The organism is Salimicrobium halophilum (genome assembly GCF_900100295.1).
Classification (GTDB): domain Bacteria; phylum Bacillota; class Bacilli; order Bacillales; family Halobacillaceae; genus Salimicrobium; species Salimicrobium halophilum.
Map to the genome: position 1 here is coordinate 104,701 of NZ_FNEV01000002.1, position 22,098 is coordinate 126,798.

Annotated in this window: 30 protein-coding genes; 28 read left to right on the top strand and 2 right to left on the bottom strand. The window is 48.0% G+C overall.

Features of this window, described 5'->3' with window-relative positions; all coding sequences use genetic code 11:
* Positions 1–2 precede the first annotated feature (2 nt).
* The 14 genes from BLQ44_RS03755 (at position 3) to BLQ44_RS03815 (ending at position 9,830) form a co-directional block, all read left to right on the top strand.
* Positions 3–659: a DUF1028 domain-containing protein gene (locus BLQ44_RS03755; protein ID WP_093192249.1), complete on the top strand. Its 657-nt coding sequence runs from the start codon at positions 3–5 to the stop codon at positions 657–659.
* Between the two features lie 34 nt (positions 660–693).
* The gene (locus BLQ44_RS03760; RefSeq protein WP_093192251.1) at positions 694–2,772 is read left to right on the top strand and encodes a helix-turn-helix domain-containing protein; all 2,079 of its coding nucleotides are present in this window, start codon (positions 694–696) and stop codon (positions 2,770–2,772) included.
* 18 nt (positions 2,773–2,790) lie between these two features.
* A complete protein-coding gene (locus BLQ44_RS03765; RefSeq protein ID WP_093192253.1) occupies positions 2,791–3,927 on the top strand; it encodes an amidohydrolase in 1,137 nt (378 codons plus the stop codon).
* A gap of 92 nt (positions 3,928–4,019) precedes the next feature.
* Positions 4,020–4,211, top strand: a complete 192-nt coding sequence (locus BLQ44_RS03770; RefSeq protein ID WP_093192255.1) for a hypothetical protein — start codon at positions 4,020–4,022, stop codon at positions 4,209–4,211.
* 105 nt (positions 4,212–4,316) lie between these two features.
* On the top strand, positions 4,317–4,463 hold the full coding sequence (locus tag BLQ44_RS16460) for a hypothetical protein (protein ID WP_176757418.1): 147 nt from the start codon (positions 4,317–4,319) through the stop codon (positions 4,461–4,463).
* Between the two features lie 127 nt (positions 4,464–4,590).
* Complete coding sequence (locus BLQ44_RS03775) at positions 4,591–5,592, top strand: hypothetical protein (RefSeq protein WP_093192257.1); 1,002 nt, start codon at positions 4,591–4,593, stop codon at positions 5,590–5,592.
* A gap of 46 nt (positions 5,593–5,638) precedes the next feature.
* Positions 5,639–6,673, top strand: a complete 1,035-nt coding sequence (locus BLQ44_RS03780) for a hypothetical protein (RefSeq protein ID WP_093192259.1) — start codon at positions 5,639–5,641, stop codon at positions 6,671–6,673.
* Complete coding sequence (locus BLQ44_RS03785; protein WP_093192260.1) at positions 6,673–7,110, top strand: hypothetical protein; 438 nt, start codon at positions 6,673–6,675, stop codon at positions 7,108–7,110. The genes BLQ44_RS03780 and BLQ44_RS03785 overlap by 1 nt, the downstream gene beginning before the upstream one ends.
* Before the next feature lie 53 nt (positions 7,111–7,163).
* On the top strand, positions 7,164–7,613 hold the full coding sequence (locus tag BLQ44_RS03790) for a nucleoside deaminase (protein WP_093192262.1): 450 nt from the start codon (positions 7,164–7,166) through the stop codon (positions 7,611–7,613).
* A 64-nt stretch (positions 7,614–7,677) separates the two neighbouring features.
* Positions 7,678–8,364, top strand: coding sequence for a peptide-methionine (S)-S-oxide reductase MsrA (gene msrA / locus BLQ44_RS03795; protein WP_093192264.1), 687 nt, complete (start codon positions 7,678–7,680; stop codon positions 8,362–8,364).
* A 126-nt stretch (positions 8,365–8,490) separates the two neighbouring features.
* On the top strand, positions 8,491–8,682 hold the full coding sequence (locus tag BLQ44_RS03800; RefSeq protein WP_093192266.1) for a hypothetical protein: 192 nt from the start codon (positions 8,491–8,493) through the stop codon (positions 8,680–8,682).
* Entirely contained in the window at positions 8,660–9,121 is a 462-nt protein-coding gene (locus BLQ44_RS03805; protein ID WP_093192268.1) for a GNAT family N-acetyltransferase, read from the top strand. Before BLQ44_RS03800 ends, BLQ44_RS03805 begins: the two co-directional genes overlap by 23 nt.
* A gap of 83 nt (positions 9,122–9,204) precedes the next feature.
* Positions 9,205–9,588, top strand: coding sequence for a hypothetical protein (locus BLQ44_RS03810; protein ID WP_093192271.1), 384 nt, complete (start codon positions 9,205–9,207; stop codon positions 9,586–9,588).
* A complete protein-coding gene (locus tag BLQ44_RS03815; RefSeq protein WP_093192273.1) occupies positions 9,588–9,830 on the top strand; it encodes a DUF2164 domain-containing protein in 243 nt (80 codons plus the stop codon). The genes BLQ44_RS03810 and BLQ44_RS03815 overlap by 1 nt, the downstream gene beginning before the upstream one ends.
* A 51-nt stretch (positions 9,831–9,881) precedes the next feature.
* On the opposite strand, the gene BLQ44_RS03820 is transcribed toward BLQ44_RS03815, so the two are convergent.
* Positions 9,882–10,208: a hypothetical protein gene (locus BLQ44_RS03820; protein WP_093192275.1), complete on the bottom strand. Its 327-nt coding sequence runs from the start codon at positions 10,206–10,208 to the stop codon at positions 9,882–9,884.
* Between the two features lie 102 nt (positions 10,209–10,310).
* Between BLQ44_RS03820 and BLQ44_RS03825 the strand changes: the two genes are divergently transcribed.
* Together BLQ44_RS03825 and BLQ44_RS03830 are read left to right on the top strand one after the other, a co-directional pair.
* A complete protein-coding gene (locus BLQ44_RS03825; RefSeq protein ID WP_093192277.1) occupies positions 10,311–10,559 on the top strand; it encodes a hypothetical protein in 249 nt (82 codons plus the stop codon).
* Positions 10,560–10,572: 13 nt separating this feature from the next.
* Complete coding sequence (locus tag BLQ44_RS03830; protein ID WP_093192279.1) at positions 10,573–10,812, top strand: hypothetical protein; 240 nt, start codon at positions 10,573–10,575, stop codon at positions 10,810–10,812.
* Between the two features lie 29 nt (positions 10,813–10,841).
* Here BLQ44_RS03830 and BLQ44_RS03835 read toward each other — a convergent pair whose 3' ends face one another.
* On the bottom strand, positions 10,842–11,693 hold the full coding sequence (locus BLQ44_RS03835; RefSeq protein ID WP_093192281.1) for a methyl-accepting chemotaxis protein: 852 nt from the start codon (positions 11,691–11,693) through the stop codon (positions 10,842–10,844).
* Positions 11,694–11,922: 229 nt separating this feature from the next.
* On the opposite strand from BLQ44_RS03835, the gene BLQ44_RS03840 reads away from it, so the two are divergent.
* The 12 genes from BLQ44_RS03840 to BLQ44_RS03895 all read left to right on the top strand — a co-directional run bounded on the left by BLQ44_RS03840 (position 11,923) and on the right by BLQ44_RS03895 (position 22,047).
* The gene (locus BLQ44_RS03840; protein ID WP_093192283.1) at positions 11,923–12,237 is read left to right on the top strand and encodes a DUF5316 family protein; all 315 of its coding nucleotides are present in this window, start codon (positions 11,923–11,925) and stop codon (positions 12,235–12,237) included.
* Positions 12,238–12,266: 29 nt separating this feature from the next.
* Complete coding sequence (locus tag BLQ44_RS03845; protein WP_093192285.1) at positions 12,267–12,734, top strand: hypothetical protein; 468 nt, start codon at positions 12,267–12,269, stop codon at positions 12,732–12,734.
* 180 nt (positions 12,735–12,914) lie between these two features.
* Complete coding sequence (locus tag BLQ44_RS03850) at positions 12,915–14,183, top strand: ammonium transporter (protein ID WP_093192287.1); 1,269 nt, start codon at positions 12,915–12,917, stop codon at positions 14,181–14,183.
* Positions 14,184–14,200: 17 nt separating this feature from the next.
* On the top strand, positions 14,201–15,124 hold the full coding sequence (locus tag BLQ44_RS03855) for a DUF294 nucleotidyltransferase-like domain-containing protein (protein WP_245688087.1): 924 nt from the start codon (positions 14,201–14,203) through the stop codon (positions 15,122–15,124).
* A complete protein-coding gene (locus BLQ44_RS03860; protein ID WP_093192291.1) occupies positions 15,121–15,855 on the top strand; it encodes an exonuclease domain-containing protein in 735 nt (244 codons plus the stop codon). Before BLQ44_RS03855 ends, BLQ44_RS03860 begins: the two co-directional genes overlap by 4 nt.
* 65 nt (positions 15,856–15,920) lie before the next feature.
* Positions 15,921–17,147: a kynureninase gene (gene kynU, locus BLQ44_RS03865; protein ID WP_093192293.1), complete on the top strand. Its 1,227-nt coding sequence runs from the start codon at positions 15,921–15,923 to the stop codon at positions 17,145–17,147.
* Between the two features lie 12 nt (positions 17,148–17,159).
* On the top strand, positions 17,160–17,789 hold the full coding sequence (gene kynB / locus BLQ44_RS03870; protein WP_093192295.1) for an arylformamidase: 630 nt from the start codon (positions 17,160–17,162) through the stop codon (positions 17,787–17,789).
* Entirely contained in the window at positions 17,786–18,103 is a 318-nt protein-coding gene (locus BLQ44_RS03875; protein WP_093192297.1) for a hypothetical protein, read from the top strand. The genes kynB and BLQ44_RS03875 overlap by 4 nt, the downstream gene beginning before the upstream one ends.
* A gap of 168 nt (positions 18,104–18,271) precedes the next feature.
* A complete protein-coding gene (locus BLQ44_RS03880) occupies positions 18,272–19,489 on the top strand; it encodes an ABC transporter substrate-binding protein (RefSeq protein ID WP_093192299.1) in 1,218 nt (405 codons plus the stop codon).
* Positions 19,467–20,297: a hypothetical protein gene (locus tag BLQ44_RS03885; protein WP_093192300.1), complete on the top strand. Its 831-nt coding sequence runs from the start codon at positions 19,467–19,469 to the stop codon at positions 20,295–20,297. The genes BLQ44_RS03880 and BLQ44_RS03885 overlap by 23 nt, the downstream gene beginning before the upstream one ends.
* Positions 20,298–20,300: 3 nt before the next feature.
* The gene (locus tag BLQ44_RS03890; protein WP_093192302.1) at positions 20,301–21,092 is read left to right on the top strand and encodes an ABC transporter permease; all 792 of its coding nucleotides are present in this window, start codon (positions 20,301–20,303) and stop codon (positions 21,090–21,092) included.
* Positions 21,076–22,047 (top strand): ABC transporter ATP-binding protein, encoded by a 972-nt coding sequence (locus BLQ44_RS03895; protein WP_093192304.1) that lies wholly within the window; start codon positions 21,076–21,078, stop codon positions 22,045–22,047. Before BLQ44_RS03890 ends, BLQ44_RS03895 begins: the two co-directional genes overlap by 17 nt.
* The last annotated feature ends 51 nt before the right edge of the window (positions 22,048–22,098 follow it).

A 22,098-nucleotide genomic window follows, 5' to 3' on the forward strand; every position in this document is an offset into this window, starting at 1 on the left:
GTATGACTTTTTCAATTATTGCTAAATGTAAAGAGACCGGAAAATATGGAGCTGCAGTCGCGACCTGCTTTCCAGGGGTAGGGGCGCATAGTCCGCATATAGAAGCGGATACAGGTATCGTTCTTACGCAAGGATGGGTGAATCCGCCCCTTGGGCAGGAAGGGATCGACTATCTGAAAAAAGGGTACACGGCCAATGAAACATTGAATCATCTGCTGATGCATGACCCTGGTAAGGAGTTACGTCAGGTAGCCGTTATGGATCAGTATGGCAACAGCAGTTCTTATACAGGTGTCGAAAACGATGAATACAAAGGAAGCATCATAGGGGAGAACTGGTCTGTTCATGGAAATGTGCTCGAAGATCCTGAAGTCCTCTCGCAGATGGCTGAAGCTTTTGAAGCTTCCGAGGGTCCACTTGAGGTGCGATTGTTCGAAGCGTTAGCGGCTGGAGATGCAGCAGGTGGCGACAAACGTGGAAAACAGTCTGCTGTCATCAAAGTCGTCGACATCGCCGAATTCCCTTATATCGATTTTCGGGTGGATGACCACGAAGAGCCGGTGCAGGAACTCAGGCGCATCTATGAAAAGAATAAGCATGTCCTGATTGAGAGATATTACGAATGGGTTGACGCCGTCAAACAGGGAATTGTACTGTAGGTTCAATCTGTATATACAAATTCGAGGTGGAATTATGAGTGGAAGTATCTGGGACCATCTGACCCGTCATCAGGAGAAGCAAGTTTATATTATCGATCGGGCGACGAGGGCTGTCATTTCCAATGCATCCTCTACATTGCCTGTCCGGGTGAAGGAGGACCCTGAGAAGGTCCCTCCTTCTTTTTACGTGAAAGATGATATCGTCATCTATGAACTTCCGGATCACCAGGTGATGGTGGAGGGAGAGACGGACATAGATGTCGACTTCTGGTCGAAACAGATTCCCTGGCTTACGTATTTATTCGAGGAGAATAAGCATGCCTCGCAGGTATTGACGGATATGGCCAATACCCTCGCTTCGAAAATGTACGACGAGGATATCCTTGAAGTGGTGATCCAGACCGTCATCGAAGCTGTTCCGTTTGCGGATACCGGATTTCTGTTTCTTCATGATAAACAAATCGATAAATTATTGATTCATGCCGCCGTCGGTTTTCGGGAAGAAAGCTACCGGAAGACCAGACTGAAGAAAGGGGAAGGGGTGAGCGGACAGGTTTATGCAACAGGGATTCCAGAAGTGATCAACGGAGAGAAGAATATCCGGAAAGCGATGACTTCAATGAGTGATTATAACTATACTCACTACATCAAAGCGACAAAGGGACGTGAATTCCCGGACTGTATGATTTCCGTACCGCTTATGTTCGAGAATGAGATTCTCGGTGTGTTGACGATCGATAGTTTCGAGGCTGGAGGCTATTTCACTCAAGCGGATCTGAGTCTTGTAAAGGCGCTTGCCGATCATGCGGCCATAGTGTTGACGCATGGGCGGGTCTATGCCAATGAGAAAAAGAAGCGGGAAGAATACGAAACGACACTGCAGGCCTTAAGGAAAGAGCATGAGATGGTCAGACGGACAACCGACTTCCACCACCGGCTGACGAATATTGCTGCACGCGGGGAAGGAGCGGAAGCGATTTTCAACGCATTGAAGCAGACGATTTCTTATCCTTTCGCTGTTTATGATTTTCTGCTTCACCCTTATTTTGAGACAGAGGGAGCGGCCAGGAAGGAATTGATGCCTTCTTTTCTTACCCATCCCCGGGTGAAGAACGTCCGGAAAACGCATAAATGGAATCAGATTCCTCTAGAAAAAGAACGGCTCATCGTTCTTCCTATCATCGGGGTCGAAGATATCTGGGGGTTTCTATGTGTATGGATGCCTGAAGATGATATTGTGGAGAATGACATCGTGCTATTCGAATATGGAGCGACCGTACTTTCCCTGGAGCTGACCAAAGAAGAGGCGATCAAGGAAGCAGAGCAGGGGGTGAAAGGAGAGCTTGTGGAAGGACTTCTCTCCGGAAAAGCCCAGAAAACGCTTGAGGTCCAGGCGGCAAATCTGGGTCTCACCCCGGGAGATTACTACAGCATGGTTCTAACGCGACTGACTCCCGGATCTGTTGCAGGATTGCTTCCTCAACACGTAAAATGGAAGAAAGAAGAAATTATCAGAGCGTTCGAGGAAGAATTTGATAAAAGGGGAATCAAGGGGATTGTCGCTTATTATCGATCGTATATATTTGCAATGGCCAGTTTTGATGAACAGAACGGAAAAAAGCAGGCACGACTTGAAATGAAGCAACTGGTCGATCGTCTGGAATCGTGGCATCTCCCGCTTCAAACTGGTGTCGGACGAGTCCACAAAAATTTGAATAACGTCAATCACTCTCTTGAGGATGCGGAGAAATGCATGGAGTTGATGACGAAGGAGAATGACCCGAAAGTCATCAGCTTCGTCAGTGCAGGCATCAGCCGTTTCCTTCTGCAGCATAGTGAAGAGGAACTCAACCTGTTTGTGGATGACATTCTCGGACCGCTTCTTCAATATGATAGGAAGAAGAAGAGCGATTTCATGGAGACGCTGATTAGCTATGTACGTTATGATAAAGAGTTGAAACAGGTGACGGAAGTGTTGAACGTCCACCATAATACGCTTTACTACAGAATCTCTCGTATACAGGCGATTCTTGATATTGACTTCAGTGACTTCGAAGACTGGTTCAATGTGCAACTCGCCTGTCACGTTCATGATTTTCTGGAACAACAATGATAGAAGGAGGACCGGACAATGAAAGTGATCAAGAATGTTACGATTATGACTTCTGCCGGGAAGACGATTCCATCAGGTAGTGTGAAAGTCGAACATGGAACAATCCATGAGATCGGTGACGATATAAACGAGGTAGGTTGTGAAATCATCGATGGAAAGGGCGGAGTCCTAACGCCGGGGTTGATCGATCCGCACACGCACCTTGGTATCGACGAAGAAGGGTACGGATGGGAAGGAGCGGATTTCAACGAAACGTCGTCTCCTGTCACTCCTCATATGCGGGCGATTGATGGTATCAACCCTTGGGACCGTGGTCTGCTTGACGCTTCGGAAGCTGGAATTACGACGGTACATGTCCTTCCGGGGAGTGCTAATGTAGTGGGGGGCGTGACGACTGTGATGAACGTTCTGCCCCGCAGACCTTTATCGGAAAGCGTCATCCGGGTAGAAGCAGGGTTGAAATGTGCGCTCGGAGAGAATCCGAAAGCCATCCACGGCAAAAACGGGAAAGCACCCGTCACCCGGATGGGAGTAGCGGCAATGCTTCGGGAGCAGTTTGTAAAAGCGGAAAATTACAGGCAACAAAGCGAACGGGATATCCGGATGGAGCCCCTTCTGAAGGCCCTTGATGGAGAGATACCTGTGTTTATCCACGCGCATCGCGCTGATGATATTTTGACCGCTCTCCGTATCAAAGAAGAATTCGGACTGGACCTACATATCGAGCATGTCACGGAAGGTCACCTCATCGTGGATGAACTCCGGAAGTATAGCGGAGACGTAGCGTTCACTATCGGTCCGACACTTTCGAATCGCAGTAAGGTCGAGCTTGGAAACATTTCGTGGGAAACGTATAAAGAGCTGGCGGATCATGAGGTTCCTTTTGCGATGACGACCGATCATCCTGTCGTGCCGATCTCCCATTTACGGACGTCGATGATCCAGGCAGCTGCCCATGGTCTCGATAAACAGAAGGCGCTGGATGCTATTACTATCGAAGCGGCGAAAAATTTGGACGTAAGTGATGCAAAAGGCTCCATCGAACCGGGCAAAGATGCCGATCTCGTCCTTTGGAGCGGGGATCCGTTCGATTATTCGTCTGGCGTCCTGCAGACATTCGTCAAAGGGGACAGAGTTTTTCAGAAGAACACGTGATGGTATTTTTTCCATCGACCCCCTAATCTCCTGGTGGTACCTACGAATCCTATGAATGTGGAAGAATCCACGGATAGGAGATGAGGAAAGTAATGTACAAAATTACATTCGAAGATCATGGAATCAGAAAAGTACTCACATCTTCTGGAAGCACCGAAACGAAAGTGTTCCAAACCTACGTGGAAGCGAAACTGATGATGACGAATCTTGAGAAGCATGCAATGTATGACAAACAGTGGGCGATCGAGCCGCTCGAATCTGAACAATCACTGATAAACCGATAATAAGGGACGGTCTCATTTTCTTACGATGAGGCCGTTTTTCTATGAGGATTTCTTTTTGGTGACGGAAAAATCGGGTATGGGTCTGTAACGATGGAGGTGAATGGATTGGATAGCAAAGAACGCATTCTGAAAGAAATCGAACAGCTCGGGGAGAAGGAACGCGAAGAGGTTTTGGAGAAAATCAGGAAAAAGTACATGAAAAGTGAGACATGGTGGGACAAAGGCGGCGATGAAACGTATAAGGAATGGTGAGATCTCTTGCGGAGGATTCCGCAGGAGATTTTTTTATTCAGAAATTGGAGAGATTTTCTAAATAATATAAGCCACAGGATCATTTCCTTTGTCTAATACATAGAAGATCGGTAGGGAGGGAGTAATTTTGAAATGGATCAAAGTATTTTTATTCGTGCTCTTACTGGCGGGGTGCGGACAGTCTGAAACGATGAAAGGTGATGCGGGGGGCAAATCGAACAGTTCGGAACAGGAACGATCTTGTCCTTCCGGTGAAGTCGATGGCCAGACTATCGATGAGGTGCCGCAAGAGGAGTTGGAGAAGTATGACCAGGCAGATGCCACAGCAGCAGTTCAAATGGAACGATACGAGACGTTTCAGTCCCATTTGAAGCAAGAAGGAATCTCGATGGACGAAATGGATGCACTTGGAAATGTGTTTTTTGCGGATACATCCGTTGTCGTTCTCTTGAAAAAAGAGTTACCTTCTGAAAAGCGTGAGCCGGTAGAACAGATTGTTGAACAAATGAGAAGCACTTATAACAAAGATGCGGTGATCATGGATTACGTCGCTATTTCTGTGAAAGAGAAAGAACAAAGGATCACAGAAGTTTCCAATACACTAAGGGAGCATGAAACGATTAATGAAAAGCTTTCGTCTGTAAGTACTTGTGGTGGGAAGAGTATGGATATTCAAGTTACCACCTTGGAAGAAATGACAGAGGAGGAGAAGGAATATCTTACTTCTGAATTTGATTTCCCGGTTTACGCCGAAGTAATGGCCTCTGAAACAGCAGGTTATGTAACAGGTGTCAGAGAAGGTGGGATGCTTGTCGGTTTCGGCTGGTTCAGTAATGCCCCGGGAGAAGTGAAGGTCGGTGATTATGTAAAAGTTACTCATGGTCCTGTTGCTGAGTCCTTTCCTTCCCAGGGAGCTGCATATAAAACGGAAATTCAGGATCCCCGACAGCCTGAAGGAGCAGACAAGACGGATCGTCAGGTAGTAAAGAAAGCTTTATCTTCTTTTGAAAAAGGGCGCCTGAACGTAACGGAAGTCACGTATGACGAAGAGAAGGATGAGTGGCAGGTAACGATCTCCACAGGAATCATGGAGGAAGATGAAGAAGAAACGGTAACAGTGCCGGATTGATGAGAGTAGAAGGTTGAGCACACGTAAGCATGAGGAGGAAGTTTTGATGAAGTTCATTCAAAGCCTATTGTTCATATTCATACTTGCAGGATGCGGGACGTCTACTACAACCGATAACGACCCGGAGGAGAGTAAGAACAGTGAGGATCCGGCGCAATCATGTCCAACGTATGAAGTGGACGGACAGAAGTTAAAAGAGATACCGGAAGAAGAGATGGATAGATATGAGCAAAAGCTCGGAAATGTGCCTGAGGAACGGAAACATACGAGGATGGCCGCTATCCAATCAGAACGTAAGGAAACTTTTCAAGCGGAGATGCAACAAGAAGGCTTGACCATGGAAGATCTTAAGAGCATAGGAGGAATGTTCATTGATGAAACATCGATCGTCGTCCAGTTGAAACAGGACTTGTCTGAAGAAGAGCGTGAACCGGTAGAACAAATAGTTGAGAGAGTGAGAGATACGTACAATGAAGGAGCGGTCCTTATCGATGAGGTCAGCGTGTCACAGAAGGAGAGCGGGCAAAGACTGACAGAAGTGATGAATACATTAAAAAAACACGAAACGCTCAGACCGAAAATTTCTTCGTTCAGCACTTGCGGCAGAGGGAGTATGGACGTAGAAGTCACCCTCCTCCAAGAACTCGATGAGGAAGAGACGGATTATATCCGTTCCACCTTCGATTATCCGGTTTATACGAAGGTCTCAGCTATGGAAACATCCGGTTACGTGACAGAAACCAGAGAAGGGGAAATACTTGTGGATTCCACCTGGTTCAGCGAAGTTGCTCCAGAGGCAGAAATCGGTAGTTACGTAAAAGTGACACATGGATCGGTTCAGCTTTCGTACCCAGGTCAAGCTTCCGCCTTCGAAACAGAGATTCGGGAACTGCGTCAGCCGGAAGGAGCCGATAAAACAGACCGGGAAGCGGTGAGGAAAGCTTTGGAGGATTTTGAGAAAGGACCGCTTGATATAACAGAAGCCGCTTATGATAGAGAGAAGGATCAGTGGAACATTACGGTTTCGATAGGGAGCGCGACCGAAGATGATACAAAAGAAACGGTAACGGTGCCGGATTGATGAGAATCCCCTTTCTTATTTTGTTGGTGCTCCTCATCCCTGTATCCGCTTCGGCCACGTCCTGGGCGTATGCATTTGTAGTCTGGGACGGGTACGAATACAAGATGACGGATGATTACATTACAGAAGTTGGAGAGAGGATCGGGGAAGTGACTACTCATTCTGAGATGGAACAGTACGGCGGAAATTTTTCCAACGCCTATGAAAAAGGGACCGCTTACTTCCGGGTCCCTGGTGTATCAACGGATGAAATAATGGCGGTAAAGGATGGAGACAGATACCGGGTAGCTGAGAGAGTCGGGGAGTATACGTACGGCTCTTCGTTCACGGATACAGATAGTGGTGTTGCGAAAGGAATCGTCATCGCTTTCCTGTTTTTCGGTGTGTTTTTGACCATCATGACGATTCTTGCGTTCTACTATATGAAAAGAGGCTGACGGTTTGACCCTCTCAGAAAAGGTGAATACCTAGGGTACAGGAGGGGTTAGCTATGGATGATTTTTTGAAAAGAGCTGTAGAATTATCGAAACAGAATGTGGATGAAGGCGGGCACCCGTTCGGAGCGGTGCTCGTGAAAGACGGGGAAATCGTCAGTGAAGGCGTAAATGAGCTTCACATCCATTATGATGCGAGCAGTCACGCAGAGATGCTAGCGGTAAGGCGCGCGCAGGAAAAACTGGAGACTCATGACTTATCGGGCTGCACGATGTATGCGAGCGGGGAACCGTGTCCGATGTGTTATACCGTGATGCAGTTTGCCGGCATGCAAGACGTTTATTTTGCAGAAACCGTGGAGGAAGCGTATGACGTAGGCCTGACGAAAGGGAAGGAAATTTACGAAGAGTTGAAAAAACCGAAGGAAGAGAGAGTCTTCCAAATGAAGTACCGGCCTCTTGAGGGGGAAAGCTCGATGGAGCGCTTCCGGAAGCGAAACAGTTGAATGGAGATGAGAGGGAAAGCGTGCTATCTTTAAAGTACGATACCTTGAAGAAAGGAGCTTTCCGATGAAGAAACGTCTGAAGTGGGGAATCGGTCTCGGGATCCTCGTGCTGGCCGCTGTCTTTCTCATTCCGGAAGCTTACGCGTATATGACGAAACGGAATTATGAAAGTGATGCGATTGCGGAAACGGAAGTGCCGGAAGGGTATGAAATTGCGACGCTCGCCGGGGGATGCTTCTGGTGTATGGAACCGCCATTTGAAAAACTTAAAGGGATACACAGTGTCGTCTCTGGTTATACGGGGGGAGATGTGGAGAACCCAACGTATGAGGAAGTGTCTGCGGGAGGTACCGGCCATATCGAAGCCGTTCAGGTTTATTATGATCCGGACGTTATCACTTACGAAGAGGTCCTGGACGTATTCTGGCGACAGATCAATCCTACTGATGACGAAGGGCAGTTCGTCGATCGGGGCTATCAATATACGACGGCTATCTTTTATCATAATGAAAAACAAAAAGAGATAGCCGAAAACTCCAAACAGGAGCTGGAAGAATCCGGTCGTTTCGATTCGGACATCGTCACTCCGGTCCGGCAGGCTGAAACGTTCTGGCGTGCCGAAGAGTATCATCAGGATTATTATAAGAAGAATGAGTGGCGCTACGATTATTATCGCGACAATTCCGGTCGGGACGATTACTTGAATGAAACGTGGGGCGAAGATCGGGAGCTTGATTTAGAAGAGAAATAATGGACCATAGGGCGGAATCGATGACGGTTTCGCTCTTTTTCATTGTGTTTTTTTTCAGAAAAGTGAGAAGGTGTCTGTTTTTTCTCAGGAAAATGATGCTAAAATGGAAGAAAAGGGGTTTGGCAGATGAACCACTCTTTGTTGTTCTCACTCACGATCGGCATGTTTCTGTACACGATTATCGGTAAAATCATCTTCAATTACTACGTGCCGAACTACATGTATGTCCCGCTTATACTATTCTCCCTGCTTACCTTTCTCGTTATGAAACCGGCGGAAGAGAAGGAGGAGACGGATGATCGGTATTTGGAATCATGAAGAACCGACGTATGCTGAGATGGTTATGAACCTGCAGAAGCAGGCGTACCTGGAAGAAGCGGAATGGATCGGGAGAGATGACTTGCCTCCTCTGTTTGAAAAAGAAGTGGATATAAGAAAGAGTGATTTGATCCATCTCGCTGAAACGGAGCAAGGGGAGCTTATTGGAATGCTCGTTTTTGCTATGGATGGTCGGACGATGGATATACATAAACTGATGGTTCACCCTCGCTATAGCCGGAATAAAACAGCATCCCGTCTTCTGGAGATTGCAGAGCGATGGTGGATACCGTTGGAAATTACCGTATCGACTGCTGCAGGAAATAAACCTGCGCTTTTCTTTTATAATAAACATGGATTCCGGAAAGAAAGAGAAGAAGAAGTAGAAGAAGGAATCGTGCTTGCTCACTTCAAGAAACATACAGAAAGAGAAGAATGACCAGTAAAAGTAAGAATTTCCCTGCATACATCGGGGAAATTTTTTGAATGACTACTAAGACTTACAGGACGAGGAGGATCTGTGTGGGAAGGTCGAAAGGGAAATTGATGAATATTGCAGGTATCACCATTCCAATGCTCATTGTACTCGGCTTGGCTCTTGGGGCGAACATCGAGCCTGGACAGGGGAAAGAGAATCAGGAGATGAATGAGGAAGAAAAAGCGGTCGCTGTAGCGTCGGAACCTGTAATCGATGTTATTTTTGAAGAAACGGAACATTTCTTCGTGAGGCTTGATGAAGAATTCGCCCACATTGATATTGAACTCGACCGTGAGCCGGAAGTAGAAGATGATCGTTTACTTAGCGGTTTCATCTTTGAATTGTTGAGAGAGGGAATCGTAAAAGAAGGTGAAGTGACCCTTTATTATACGGAAGTTCCCGGGACCGTGGAAAAGGAGAGATTTTGATGGACGTACCGAAAGGTCAGAAGAAGGAAATGAAAGAGCGGATCCAAACGTACATATATGAAGAACACGGGGAAGAGATCGGGGAGCTGGCAGCTGAGAATTGGCTTCAGTTCTTCGCGGAAGAACTGGGTGTCCATTTCTATAATCAGGGAATCGCGGATGCGAAAAACATGGTGGAGCAGAAAGTGATGACGATCGAAGAAGATCTTGATTCATTGAAGCGTCCGGTTCGCCGGGGGTAAAGTACATACGGATGAATCAGGGAGGAGGACTGCTTTCAGGCAGCCTCCTTTTTACTTTTTATCCTCTTTCTTCGCAGCACGCATAGCTTCTTCAGGTGTATAGCCCTGCCCTATGAGTATTCCTGAAAGAATGGATTCTTCTAACAACTGTCGATGTGAAGTTTCTTCCGTCGATCGTTCCAGGGCATGATCGGTGAGCGGACGCATATATTGAACCCACTGATCCGGAATACTATACTGCTGAGCGGGTGCACTCATTCCGAGACAGCCATGGACACACTGTTGCCAGGCGACAGTGCCAGGTCTGTAGCCGAGTTCAAAGCAACGCTGACGGCACTGTTCCCAATTTCCCTGTCGTTCCTCCGGATACCATGTCATAATGATTTCCCTCCTTCACTGATAAAATAGCCTATGCATCAGCCTTGAAAAATGAAACTTCCGAGAATGATCATTCGTAAATTATAGAAAGTAGGTGATGTTATGAAAAGAGAAGAAGAATCAAAAGCGGTTACGTCTTTAGTACTTGGACTTCTATCTCTTCCTGTTCCGCTTCTCGGCTGGTTGCTCGGGTTGCTTGCTATAGGGTATGCGCGAGCGGCGATGAGGAAGATGGACGAAAGGAACCCGAAGCGCTGGTATGCTGTAGCGGGAATCGTGTCCGGTGTGGTCGGGATTGTGATGGATCTCGGGATTGTACTTATTGCGCTGATCATTTACTTGTTTTTGTGATAGGAGGTTTTCTATGGAAGGATTAGTGCTCGGGCTATTAGCATTGAGTGTTTTTTTATTTGCAAGGCTTTTGATGATGAAGAAGAAAATCTCCCGCCCTCCTTTTTCTCCGGACGAAGGCACAGAAAAGGAAATTCGTCAGCTGATGGAAGCGGGAGAAGATGTGAAAGCTGTCAAACTGGCGAGAGAAAGGTATGGATTCTCCTTGATAGAAGGCAAACAATATATCGATAAGAAGAAAAACGCCGGATGATTTGTCCGGCGTTTTGAGTACCTCTATTGTTATACTAATTCATTGGCGTACTTGTTCAGTTCTTTACTCTTTTTCTCGATTTCGTCGATGAAGGCGGCGATTTCTTCTGTAGATTCAGCCTGTTCTTTCCCTACTTCAACAATTCTTTTGATCGAATCATTGATTTCTGCCATGGCGCTATGTACATTGTTCAGTGTGTTGCGGATCTTCTCTGTGGAATCCACTGTTTCCTTGGACAGTTTACGGATTTCTTCGGCGACAACGCCGAATCCTCTTCCGTGTTCACCGGCACGTGCCGCTTCAATAGACGCATTCAACCCCAGGAGGTTTGTCTGATCGGCGATTTTTTTGATGAAGGTAAGGACTTCATCCGTGTTGTCCACTTGTGTCTTGGCGTGGTTCGATTGCTCAAGAAGTTTCCCGGAGGCTTGAGAAAGCTCATCAGCCCCGTTAGCTACACTCGTTACACCATCATTCGCCTGCGTAAGAGACGTGACGATCTGTTCCGAGATATCGAGAAGGTGTTTCTGGTTCTGTTCCTGTAGCTGGATGGCCAGAGCTCCGATTACCTGATTATCGATGACGATCGGAGAGGCGAGGCCGGTGAATTCGAATCCGAAGAATTCAGCGTCTACAGTTGCCCGGATATCTTTCCGTTCCTGGATGCACTCGGTCAAAGGTTCGCGAGGATTGATTTTATCTCCCTGTCTGACGCCGAGGTCTATTTTATCACTGGGGTAGTAGGCGAGCCACTGAGCGCGGTCGGATATGCCGATAGCGATGTCCGGCATCATACGCTGGATGAGAGGGATGATCTGCTGGAAGGACTCCAGGGTGGCGGTCGCTTTGTCGTTCGGTTGTTTGTTGACGGCATGTAGCATTGAAAAACTCCTTTTATAAATAAAGTAGATATTTGCTATGTAAGAAAATGAGCAAAAGAACCTGAGACCTATATACCCTGTATCACTTTCCGTCAAACTGGTTTATTCGACAAAATCCGGTAGTCAGGCACCTTTACTGACCGGACAGTGGTAACAATAGAATCAGCTGGATAGGATTGTAGAAAGAATCTCTATCGCATATAATTTTATAAAGGGGAGTGGACGGCGTATGAAATGGTTTTTTCTTACGGGGAGTATCATTGCCATTATTTCGGTGGTTACGGGATGGCAGACGGCAGACTGGATGCTTACGTTCAAGATTTCAGGAATCGCTTTTCTCGTGCCGATGCTCGGAGCCGGTGTTTTCGCAGGTGGATTCCCTGGCGGCGGTTTCGGTCATGAGCATGCATTCCGCCACGAATCGAAAGAGGACCGGTGGCAACGGGGAGATTGGACGAAAAATCTGTTTTTATTGGCGCTTCCGAATCTGATTGTACTCGTCATTCTTGTTGGGGTCGCCTATATGACGACCTCAAGTTCATAGCATAGAAGGTATTCCAAAGGAGAGCGTATATGAAAACGATAAAGAAATGGGGGATCATTGCTTTCGGAGTTCTTCTGATCCCCATTGTGTTCATGATGATCAATACATATGTGAATCCTGATGTAGAAGGCGGGGTTTCTGAAATCATCGAGAGACCTGAAGTGCTTCAGGAAGATTGGTACGGAAGAAGTGGACTTATCTTTTTTACCGGGTTTGAGAAGCAGGAAAAGATTTTCTGTCAGGGGCATGCCATTAAGCAGGGACTACGGACCGAAGTGAGACGTGAAAGCTGTGTTCCGGCGGATCATATATATACTGGAGAAGGTACATATGGTGTGACCTCCTTTAATGGACAGACCCTTCTTCGAGGTTTTACGGCGGCGGATCGAACAGTTACCGTACCTGGGGAGGATGTTTTCGAAAAAACGGAAGGAAAGGTCAAAAGCTGGTACGCTTTTGTTAATCGTTCGGAGGAAGTCGTGCCCATAATAGAATGAAATAAGGTCGGCTGGTGCCGATCTTTTTTATTTGGAAATTTTGAGTAGCTATCGACTTATATATGAACAACTCATGTCAGAAAAGTTAACATTACCACTTGCGCTAATTTTCAGACAATGGTATAGTCTTTAATAACATAAGATGTTAACAAATCTAACATGAAGGAGAAGAACACACACATGGATGCTATTTTTTTGATGAACAATGTCTGGATTATCGTTTGTACCGCACTTGTTTTACTTATGCAGGGAGGATTTATTCTGCTTGAAGCCGGCTCTACCCGCATGAAGAATGCTGGACACATTGCCGGGAAGACCGTCTTTACCGTAGGAATTGCTTCCCTTATGTTCTGGGCTGTAGGGTATGGACTTATTTACGGAGAAGGAAACGCATTTATAGGTTTATCCAACTTTTTCTATGGAGACGCAACGACAATGGGAGAAGGGCTCGCCGGATCAGTGGACTTCATGTTCCAATTGGCATTCGCTGCGATTGCGCTGACGATTGCTTTCGGCGGATTCGCTGAACGTGCCAAGCTTATGGCTTATGTCATTTTCGCTATTTTATTCTCTATCGTCGTTTATCCGGTCATCGCACACTGGATCTGGGGTGGCGGCTGGTTAGGCGCTCACGGTAAGCAGGACTTCGCCGGTTCTACGGTGGTGCACCTGACCGGAGCGATGGCTGCTCTTGCTGCAACAATGATTCTGAAACCGCGTATCGGGAAATACAACAAGGATGGATCCTCGAATGATATCGCAGGACATAATCAGGTGTTCACGGCACTCGGTGTTCTCATTCTTTGGGTAGGTTGGTTCGGTTTCAATGCAGGAAGTACCTTCGGAGTGGAAGATGCGTTCTTCGGGTATGTCGCACTGAATACACAACTCGCTGCTGGTGCCGGTGCAATCGGAGCGATGCTGATGGTATGGCTCCTCTCAGGGAAAGCGGACGTTCCGACAACTTTGAACGGAGCACTTGCAGGACTTGTTGCGATCACCGCCTCCTGTGCTTTCGTTGAACCGTGGGCTGCTGTACTTATCGGTCTGATTGGTGGAATGTTCGTCTACTTCAGTATGAAATTCTTTGATAAGAAGAGAATCGACGACCCTATTTTCGCTCTTTCCGTTCACGGAACTGTCGGGGTGTGGGGGACGCTTTCCAACGGATTGTTCGCAACTCCTGAGCTTGCAACAGTCGGTCGCCCGGGTCTCTTTTACGGAGGTGGATTCGAGCAGCTAGGTGTCCAGCTTCTGGGTGTCGGTGCTTCCGGTCTATACGCATTCGTCGTTTCTTTCGTTATACTGAAAGTGATGGATGTTGCGATGGGTGGACTTCGAGTGAGTGAAGAAGAAGAAATCATGGGTCTTGACATCAGTGAGCACGGTGGTTACGGATATCCGGAAAACCTTACTCCGCCAAAGAGCACGGATAAGTCAGGAGCGTGAGGGAGAGGATGGTAAGCTTGAAGACGTATGAGGATCTCGGGAGAGAAAGAGAAGCGTTGATTTCAGGGAAGATTACAGACAATGAACAAATGAATGATCGCCATGATGAGATCATCCGTGAGACCTTTGACGTCGCACGAGCTACCATCGAAAGTGAGCAGGGACCGCCCCCTGCTCCTTTTGCATTTTTTTTGATGGGGAGTGCAGGACGCCGGGAACAGACAACTTCGAGTGATCAGGATCACGGAATCATTTTCAAAGGGGAAGATGTGCAGGATTACTTTCTTAAACTCGGTAAAGAAGTGAGTGAAGGCCTGGATACGGTGGGGTACCCATTGTGTGATGGGAATGTCATGGCCTCGAATTCCCTTTGGTGCAGAAGTGTGGAAGCCTTTCATCACCAGGTTGCTGGATGGATTGAGGAAGAGAGTTGGCAGTCGCTGCGAAATTTCTCCATCATTTTCGATGGTCGTGTTCTCGTCGGGGAGCCGGAGTTTTTGGAGAATGTGAAAATTGAAGCGTGCCATCTCATCGAGCGTAACCATCTCTACGGACGCTTGCGTGATAATGTCGGCTATGTCAAAAAAGGAGTCGGCGCCTTCGGCCAGTTACTGACGGATCATCCGCACAGTGATCATCTCGAAATCAAACGCACCGTCTACTTCCCATTCGTCAATGCTATCCGGCTTCTGGCAATGAAAGAGAAAGAAACGAGTGCACCTACTGTCCAACGGATGAATGGCATGGAGGGGGCGTATCCTTTTCTTAATTCCTATCGGGACGATTTCGAAAGCCTTCTCTCACTAAGGGTTGAAAAGGATGTCATCACCCCTGATCGTTTATCAAAAGAAGAGAAGAAAGAGTGGAAGTATCTTATCAGGCGGGGACGCAAACTGTTCCGGGAAGTATCCCGTATCATGGAAGAAGGGAATGAATCATGAATCCATTCACGCAATTCGTCAAAGATGTATCGGATCGACTCGGCAAAGGATTCTCGTCGCTTGGACAGAACGATCCTGCCAAAATGGCTTACATGCGGAACCTTGAACGACAGTTGCAGTCGGAGGACATGATGGAAATGCCGTTTGATGATCTCCGTGTAGTCGTGTTCGATCTCGAGACGACAGGATTTTATCCTTACAATGGGGACGAAATTCTTTCTATAGGGGCGGTGCAGGTGAAGGGGAAACAGGTGCTCGAAGAAGAGACGTTCTATTCCCTTATCTACAGTGATGCCCCTCCTTCTGAAGAAATCGAGGAGCTGACCGGAATTACCCAGGATATGTTAGCGGAAGCGCCACCCATCAAAGACGTGCTCAGGGATTTTTATTCGTTCGTCAAAGGAGGCGTGCTCATCGCGCACCATGCGAGGCATGAAAAGCAATTCATGAGCCATGTTACCTGGCGGGAGCTTAAGAAGACATTTTCTTATCGGATCCTGGATACCGCCTTTGTGACGAAAATCGCTCACAAAGAGAAGAATCTGGTGACGCTCGACGAATGCTGCAGCGTATATGATATAGAAATCGACGATCGACATCATGCCCTATCCGATGCCATGGCGACAGCGAAGCTCTGGACCAAATGCATTGAAGATATACAGCAGATGGGATTTGTGAATTTACGCGATGTGTATACGTATCTGGCCAAAACGGAATACGGACGGTTCTGAACCGAACAACAGACTTTCCGGGGGGAAGTCTGTTCGTGTATGATGGAAGAAAAGGAGGGGGAAGAATGGAGGAACGAACGTACAGAGAAGAATTTTACATACCTGAAGGAAAAATATACATGGACGGAAATTCTCTTGGTCTGATGTCCGTCCGTGCGGAAAAGGCCGTAGAGCGAGCAATGACTTCCTGGAAGGAATACGGCATCGATGGCTGGGGCAAAGGCGAAACACCCTGGTTCTCTTTATCAGAAGAACTCGGGAATCGTATGGCACCTCTCGTCGGAGCGAAGAAAGAGGAAGTGATGGTGACCGGTTCGACGACGGTGAATCTGCATCAGCTCGCCGCCACTTTCTATCAGCCGACGAGGAAACGGAATAAGATCATGACGGATGCTCTTGCTTTTCCGACGGATGTATATGCACTGAAAAGTCAGCTCCAGCTGAAAGGTTACGGGGATTCTGAACTTCTTCAAGTAGAAAGCGTCGATGGCCGTGTATTGGAAGAAGAAACGATCATCCGTACGATGACTAACGATGTTGCGTTGATCGTACTTCCGAGTGTCCTGTACCGTAGCGGGCAGATTCTTGATATGGAGCGTCTCACCAGTGAGGCTCACGAACGTGGGATTCTGATTGGCTTCGATTTGAGCCATTCGATCGGAGCGATTCCTCATGACCTGCATGAGTGGGGTGTCGATTTCGCCTTCTGGTGCAATTATAAATATATGAACGCAGGACCGGGGAGTGTCGGAGGTCTTTTCGTGCATGAGCGTCATTTTGACCGGACTCCCGGTCTTACAGGATGGTTCGGCTCTGATAAAGAGGTTCAGTTCGATATGGATCATTCGTTCCGGAAAGCTCCGGATGTCGGCGCGTATCAGCTCGGAACTCCTCACGTTTTAAGTGCGGCCCCCCTTATCGGCTCGCTTGAAATGTTTGAAGAAGCGGGGATCGAGGAACTCAGGAAGAAATCTCTCCGTCTGACGGCCTATTTGATGGATTTGATTGATGAAGAACTTGCTTCCTACGGCTTCGACATCGCAAATCCACGCAAAGACGTGAAGCGTGGGGGACATGTGTATATCGAGCACCCGGAAGCGGCCAGAATCACGAAAGCGCTGAAAGCGGAAGGAGTCATTCCGGATTTCCGGAAGCCGAGTGGGATAAGGCTGGCGCCTGTACCTCTATATAATACCTTCGACGACTGCCGTCAAACCGTCGAGATTCTGAAAATGATTATGGAAGAAAAACGTTACAAAATGTATGACAACGAGCGTGACGTTATCGCATAAGGAGGTGAAAGTATGACGTGGATCGATATTTCTCAGCCGATGAATGAACGGATAGCTACATGGCCGGAAGATACCCCGTTTTCTTATCGGAGAGCGGTTACGAAAGAAGAAAGCGGGTCGGTGAATATCGGAGACATTACGATGAGTGTGCATACCGGTACCCACATCGATGCTCCCTTCCACTTTGATGATGAAGGGAAGCGTGTGCTCGACCTGGATGTAAACGTATATATCGGTCGTGCAGAAGTGGTCGACTGCCGTGGGTATACATCGATAGGACCGGAAGCGTTTGAAGGAATCGACCTCTCCGGTATCGGACGTGTCCTTGTGAAGACGGATGCGAGTACGGACCCTGCGGACTTCCCGGTGGAAGCTCCATATCTTACGCCGGAACTGGCTCCATTTCTAGAGGAGCGAGACATTCGTCTGATCGGTGTCGACGTACCATCCGTGGATCCGATGGAGAGTGAAACGCTGGAAGCACACCATGCGTTGTTCGCTCATGGCGTACACATTCTGGAGAACGCGGTGTTGGCGGACATAGAACCTGGAACATATGAGCTTTGCGCTCTCCCGCTTGCGCTGGAGGAAGCGGACGGTAGCCCGGTGCGCGCTGTCCTGAAGCAGGTGGGCAAAGAATGAGCCGCCTGAAACCTTACGCCGGGATTGTTGCTTTGTTTACTATTGTATCCACCATTCTTCTGGCTGCAGGAATGCTTCTTCTGACAGAATTCGGTGCAACGGATGTCGAGTGGGTGCGTACGTTCGGAAAAGTATATCTATTGATTGTGCTTCCGTATCTCATGCTGGCCCCGTTGACGGGATTCGTATTTTCCTTTTTTGCTGAGAAACGGAAACCGTGGCTGATGCTGATCAACGGCGGGCTGATCATCGGTGTCAGCTTTTACGCGTTCATTATCTTCATGTTCCGCTATGTCGTTTCTTTTGCTCCCTGAATGAGGGGAGAGCTCTTTGTTCTGCGTAAAAATGAACCGCAGAATGGAGAGCTTTTTTAACCTATTCCATGAATCAATTATGTAAATTTCCTTATATCTCTGATGAATATATTGTTAGGCCAGACTTCAATTAGGGTAAAATGAGGTATAACGAAGGGGGGATGTCCGATGAGAAAATGGCTGATGGGAGCCTTGGTTTTTCTAGCTGGTTGTGCCGGGGGAGCCGAAGGGAACGGGCAGGACCTGTCCGGGAAAAGCTTTGAAGACATACAATCCTCCGCTCAAGGAACAGAAGTGAACCTGTTCATGTGGGGCGGAGATGAAGGGATCAATACATATATCGATGAATGGGTAGCCCCGCGTCTCGAGGAGAATTATGATGTTACTCTGAACCGGACACCGATGGATACCGGAGATATCCTGCAGAAACTCAGAACGGAATCTCAGGCAGGCAAGAACGAAGGGACGATAGACATCCTCTGGCTGAACGGAGAGAATTTCCGTAACGCGAAGGAGAATGGGTTGTTGTACGGCTCGTTCCGCGACCAGTTGCCTCATTTCAATAAGTATTATGAAAAAGAGGACTTCGTCTATGATTTCGGTACAGAGACAGAAGGGATGGAAGCTCCCTGGGGGAAAGTCCAGTTCGCTCTTCAATATGATTCAGAAAAAGTGAACAATCCCCCACGCACGTACGAAGAACTTGCTGCGTGGATCGGACAGAATCCTGGAAAGTTCACGTACCCGAATCCTTCCGACTTCACCGGGAATGCTTTCCTGAGGCAGATGATGCTGGCTGTTTCCGGGCAAGAACAGGAAGTGATCGAAGAACCATTCTCAGAAAACTTGGCTCAGGAAGCTACGCAGCCGATGTGGGAAGATTTGAATGCATGGGAGGAGAATCTGTGGAGACAGGGGGAACACTATCCTTCCTCTCTCAGTGAACTCGACCGATTATATAGCGAAGGAGAAGTCTGGATGACGATGGGATATAACGAAGCCCGAAGTGAGCATCTGATTGAACAAGACGTCTTCCCGGAATCGACAGACACGTACGTGATGGACTCCGGATCACTCGGAAATACACACTTTCTCTCTATTCCTTTCAATAGCACCAATCCGGAGGGAGCAATGACTGCCATCAATTTTCTCATGTCTCCGGAAGCCCAGTTGCAGAAGCTGAAGCCGACGTCGTGGGGAGACAATACAGCGATTTCACTGGAAAAACTGGAAGAAGACATGCAACAGAAGTTTAAAGATCTCGACAGGGGAGACAGCGTGCCATCCGCGGAGCGTTTAGAAGAGACGTTCCTGCCTGAAACGGATACGGCCTACGTCGAATGGATTACGGAGAAGTGGGAAGATGAAGTCGTCCGGGCCCCTTAAACCGTGGCTGTTGCTGAGTCCGGCGCTTCTGTTTCTTCTTCTCCCCCTCTATGGACTGGGTGCGGCTTTCTGGAACAGTATCACGGATCAGGGGGCGCTATCTCTGAAGGTTTACGAGGAACTGTTCCGGGATGAGGAGTTCCTTTCCTCGCTCCTTTATAGCGTTTGGATTGCTCTTGCGGCTACGGTTCTGTCCCTTTTTCTCGGATGGTTCCTCACACGGATGTTCGCATCTCTTCTCGCAAGCACGAGTGGGAAGCTTGCGGCGTGGCTACCGATGATCTTCCCTCATTTTGTGTGGGCGTATCTCGTTCTGCTCTTGTTCCGGGAAGGAGGTCTCATCAGCGGCTTGATTCCCGGTGATCCGTCCCTGGCCCAGGATCCGGAGGGCATCGGTATTATTCTTACTTATATCGGCAAAGAGACGCCTTTCGTCATTCTCATGCTGCTTCCTGTCTATCTCACTCGCGAACGTCACTATGATGATCTCGTGGAAACGCTCGGAGGATCCCTCTTCTTCCGGATTCGCGATGCGGAATGGCCGTGGGTGGCACCCGTATTCATAGAAACAGGACTCATCATTTTCGCTTTTACATTCAGTGCCTACGAAGTCCCGGCGCTCGTCGGTGCCACTTTTCCTGAAATGGTATCTGTCCTTACCTACGACTGGTTCTATTCCGGGGACTGGGGGGAGCGACCGCTCGCCTTTGCTGCTATGGTGTTTTCGAGTGTAGTCATCAGCTTGATCGCGTGGGTCGCTTTCTTCCTTATCAATAAAAAACGTCGTCTTTTGACCGAAGGATTGTAACGTATGAAAAAAATTTCTTTTTGGACGATTTTCCTCTGTTTTGTTTTCGTTCCGATCGGCCTGCTCATCTTGCAGAGTTTTACAGCTCCGGGGAGTCTGACAGAACCGTCTATGAACGGGTGGACAGGATTGTTCGAGAGAAGGCGTCTTGTGGAGGCGACGCTGACTTCTCTCGTGATCGGGGCTTTCGTCGTTCTATTCAATATCGTCATCGGGATGAGTGCAGGGAAGGCTCTTGCTCTCTACCGGTTCCAGGGGAAGGATATACTTGACACGCTGCTTTTGATGCCGATTCTTCTTCCGCTGCTGGCGATAACGTTCGGGGTCCATATCGCGATGATCCGTATAGGTCTTGCAGATACAGCGGCAGGTGTCATTCTTATACACCTTGTGCCGACGGTTCCTTATAGTATCAAGATATTCAGAAATGGCTATGTGTCTTTAGGCGGGAAAATTCTTGAGCAGGCGGAGATGCTCGGGGCTTCCGCGGGGCGTACGTTTCTAGATATAGAGCTTCCGCTTCTCCGTGCTCCGATCCAGAGTGTCGTTTTCCTGACTTTCGTCATCAGCCTCAGTCAGTATGTCATTACGGCTATAATAGGCGGAGGGACGGTCGTGACACTTGCCATGGTTTATTTTCCGTTTCTTGAATCGGCCAACACGACTCTCGTGGCGGCATTCTCCCTCTGGTTCGCTTTGCTTCCGCTATCGTTTTACCTGTTCGCAGAAGGGCTGATACGATTATTGCCTTATCAAAGGAGAAGAAGGAGGAGGACACATGACCTCTTTTATTGATGTTCGTGATGCAGAGAAGTGCTTCTCATCGTCTGAAGTATTCGGGGACGTTTCCTTTCATATTGAGGAAGGAGAGATTTTCAGTATCGTCGGTCCATCCGGCAGCGGCAAGACGACACTGCTTCGCTGTCTGGCTGGTCTTGAGACGTTTTCAGGGGGGAGTGTTCATATCGACGGGGAACCGGTCACCGATGTGAAGGCGAATGCCCGTCCGATCAGTCTCGTTTTTCAGCAGCCGCTTCTCTTTCCGCATATGACGGTTCTTGAGAATATCAGTTACGGACTTAAGTTCAAACATATAAAGAAAAAAGAAAGACTTGCCCGCGCTTCGGTATTCCTCGGAAAAGTGGGGATGGAAAAGTACGGGGCGAGTTATCCTCATGAACTATCGGGAGGGCAACGACAACGGATCGCTCTTGCAAGAAGTCTCGTTCTTTCGCCGAAATTGCTGTTACTGGATGAGCCTTTTTCGAGTCTCGATAAGAAACTCAGGGAAGAGATGCGGGAGTGGGTGAGAACTCTTCTGAAACAACAGGGGATCACCGCCATTTTCGTTACCCACGACCAGGAAGAAGCAGTGATGATGGGGGATGTCATCGGCGTTTTCAAAGGAGGCACATTCGCACAGATCGGAACTCCTCATAGTGTGTACGAGCATCCAGCTACTCCGGATGTCGCTCATTTCTTCGGAGATAACTGGGTGATTGATGAAGACAGGTATGTTCCGAGGCGTCACCTGTACCTGCTTAAAGAGAAACGCGATAATCTTCAGCAATGGCCAGGGGTTGTAAGTGGAAAACGTTTGTTACACGGCATAGCATTTTCTCAGGTTGATCTGGATGGCAAGCGTACAATGATTTATGATTCTACCGGCTTCGAGGAAGGGGCGGAAGTGTTTGTGACGATGGACCCTGCAAATATCCGTACGTTCCAAGAGAAGAAGAGTATCGGATGAGCCGGCGGGGAACGAAGGTGCGTCTCTTCCTCGTTCTGACTGGATTCCTCT

Excerpts from the sequence above, each read along its gene's own strand:
- BLQ44_RS03755 (WP_093192249.1), top strand. The coding sequence starts at position 3 with ATGACTTTTTCAATTATTGCTAAATGTAAAGAGACCGGAAAATATGGA.
- BLQ44_RS03760 (WP_093192251.1), top strand. The coding sequence starts at position 694 with ATGAGTGGAAGTATCTGGGACCATCTGACCCGTCATCAGGAGAAGCAA.
- BLQ44_RS03765 (WP_093192253.1), top strand. The coding sequence starts at position 2,791 with ATGAAAGTGATCAAGAATGTTACGATTATGACTTCTGCCGGGAAGACG.
- BLQ44_RS03770 (WP_093192255.1), top strand. The coding sequence starts at position 4,020 with ATGTACAAAATTACATTCGAAGATCATGGAATCAGAAAAGTACTCACA.
- BLQ44_RS03780 (WP_093192259.1), top strand. The coding sequence starts at position 5,639 with ATGAAGTTCATTCAAAGCCTATTGTTCATATTCATACTTGCAGGATGC.
- BLQ44_RS03785 (WP_093192260.1), top strand. The coding sequence starts at position 6,673 with ATGAGAATCCCCTTTCTTATTTTGTTGGTGCTCCTCATCCCTGTATCC.
- BLQ44_RS03790 (WP_093192262.1), top strand. The coding sequence starts at position 7,164 with ATGGATGATTTTTTGAAAAGAGCTGTAGAATTATCGAAACAGAATGTG.
- msrA (WP_093192264.1), top strand. The coding sequence starts at position 7,678 with ATGAAGAAACGTCTGAAGTGGGGAATCGGTCTCGGGATCCTCGTGCTG.
- BLQ44_RS03800 (WP_093192266.1), top strand. The coding sequence starts at position 8,491 with ATGAACCACTCTTTGTTGTTCTCACTCACGATCGGCATGTTTCTGTAC.
- BLQ44_RS03805 (WP_093192268.1), top strand. The coding sequence starts at position 8,660 with ATGATCGGTATTTGGAATCATGAAGAACCGACGTATGCTGAGATGGTT.
- BLQ44_RS03815 (WP_093192273.1), top strand. The coding sequence starts at position 9,588 with ATGGACGTACCGAAAGGTCAGAAGAAGGAAATGAAAGAGCGGATCCAA.
- BLQ44_RS03820 (WP_093192275.1), bottom strand. The coding sequence starts at position 10,208 with ATGACATGGTATCCGGAGGAACGACAGGGAAATTGGGAACAGTGCCGT.
- BLQ44_RS03825 (WP_093192277.1), top strand. The coding sequence starts at position 10,311 with ATGAAAAGAGAAGAAGAATCAAAAGCGGTTACGTCTTTAGTACTTGGA.
- BLQ44_RS03830 (WP_093192279.1), top strand. The coding sequence starts at position 10,573 with ATGGAAGGATTAGTGCTCGGGCTATTAGCATTGAGTGTTTTTTTATTT.
- BLQ44_RS03835 (WP_093192281.1), bottom strand. The coding sequence starts at position 11,693 with ATGCTACATGCCGTCAACAAACAACCGAACGACAAAGCGACCGCCACC.
- BLQ44_RS03840 (WP_093192283.1), top strand. The coding sequence starts at position 11,923 with ATGAAATGGTTTTTTCTTACGGGGAGTATCATTGCCATTATTTCGGTG.
- BLQ44_RS03845 (WP_093192285.1), top strand. The coding sequence starts at position 12,267 with ATGAAAACGATAAAGAAATGGGGGATCATTGCTTTCGGAGTTCTTCTG.
- BLQ44_RS03850 (WP_093192287.1), top strand. The coding sequence starts at position 12,915 with ATGGATGCTATTTTTTTGATGAACAATGTCTGGATTATCGTTTGTACC.
- BLQ44_RS03860 (WP_093192291.1), top strand. The coding sequence starts at position 15,121 with ATGAATCCATTCACGCAATTCGTCAAAGATGTATCGGATCGACTCGGC.
- kynU (WP_093192293.1), top strand. The coding sequence starts at position 15,921 with ATGGAGGAACGAACGTACAGAGAAGAATTTTACATACCTGAAGGAAAA.
- kynB (WP_093192295.1), top strand. The coding sequence starts at position 17,160 with ATGACGTGGATCGATATTTCTCAGCCGATGAATGAACGGATAGCTACA.
- BLQ44_RS03875 (WP_093192297.1), top strand. The coding sequence starts at position 17,786 with ATGAGCCGCCTGAAACCTTACGCCGGGATTGTTGCTTTGTTTACTATT.
- BLQ44_RS03880 (WP_093192299.1), top strand. The coding sequence starts at position 18,272 with ATGAGAAAATGGCTGATGGGAGCCTTGGTTTTTCTAGCTGGTTGTGCC.
- BLQ44_RS03885 (WP_093192300.1), top strand. The coding sequence starts at position 19,467 with ATGAAGTCGTCCGGGCCCCTTAAACCGTGGCTGTTGCTGAGTCCGGCG.
- BLQ44_RS03890 (WP_093192302.1), top strand. The coding sequence starts at position 20,301 with ATGAAAAAAATTTCTTTTTGGACGATTTTCCTCTGTTTTGTTTTCGTT.
- BLQ44_RS03895 (WP_093192304.1), top strand. The coding sequence starts at position 21,076 with ATGACCTCTTTTATTGATGTTCGTGATGCAGAGAAGTGCTTCTCATCG.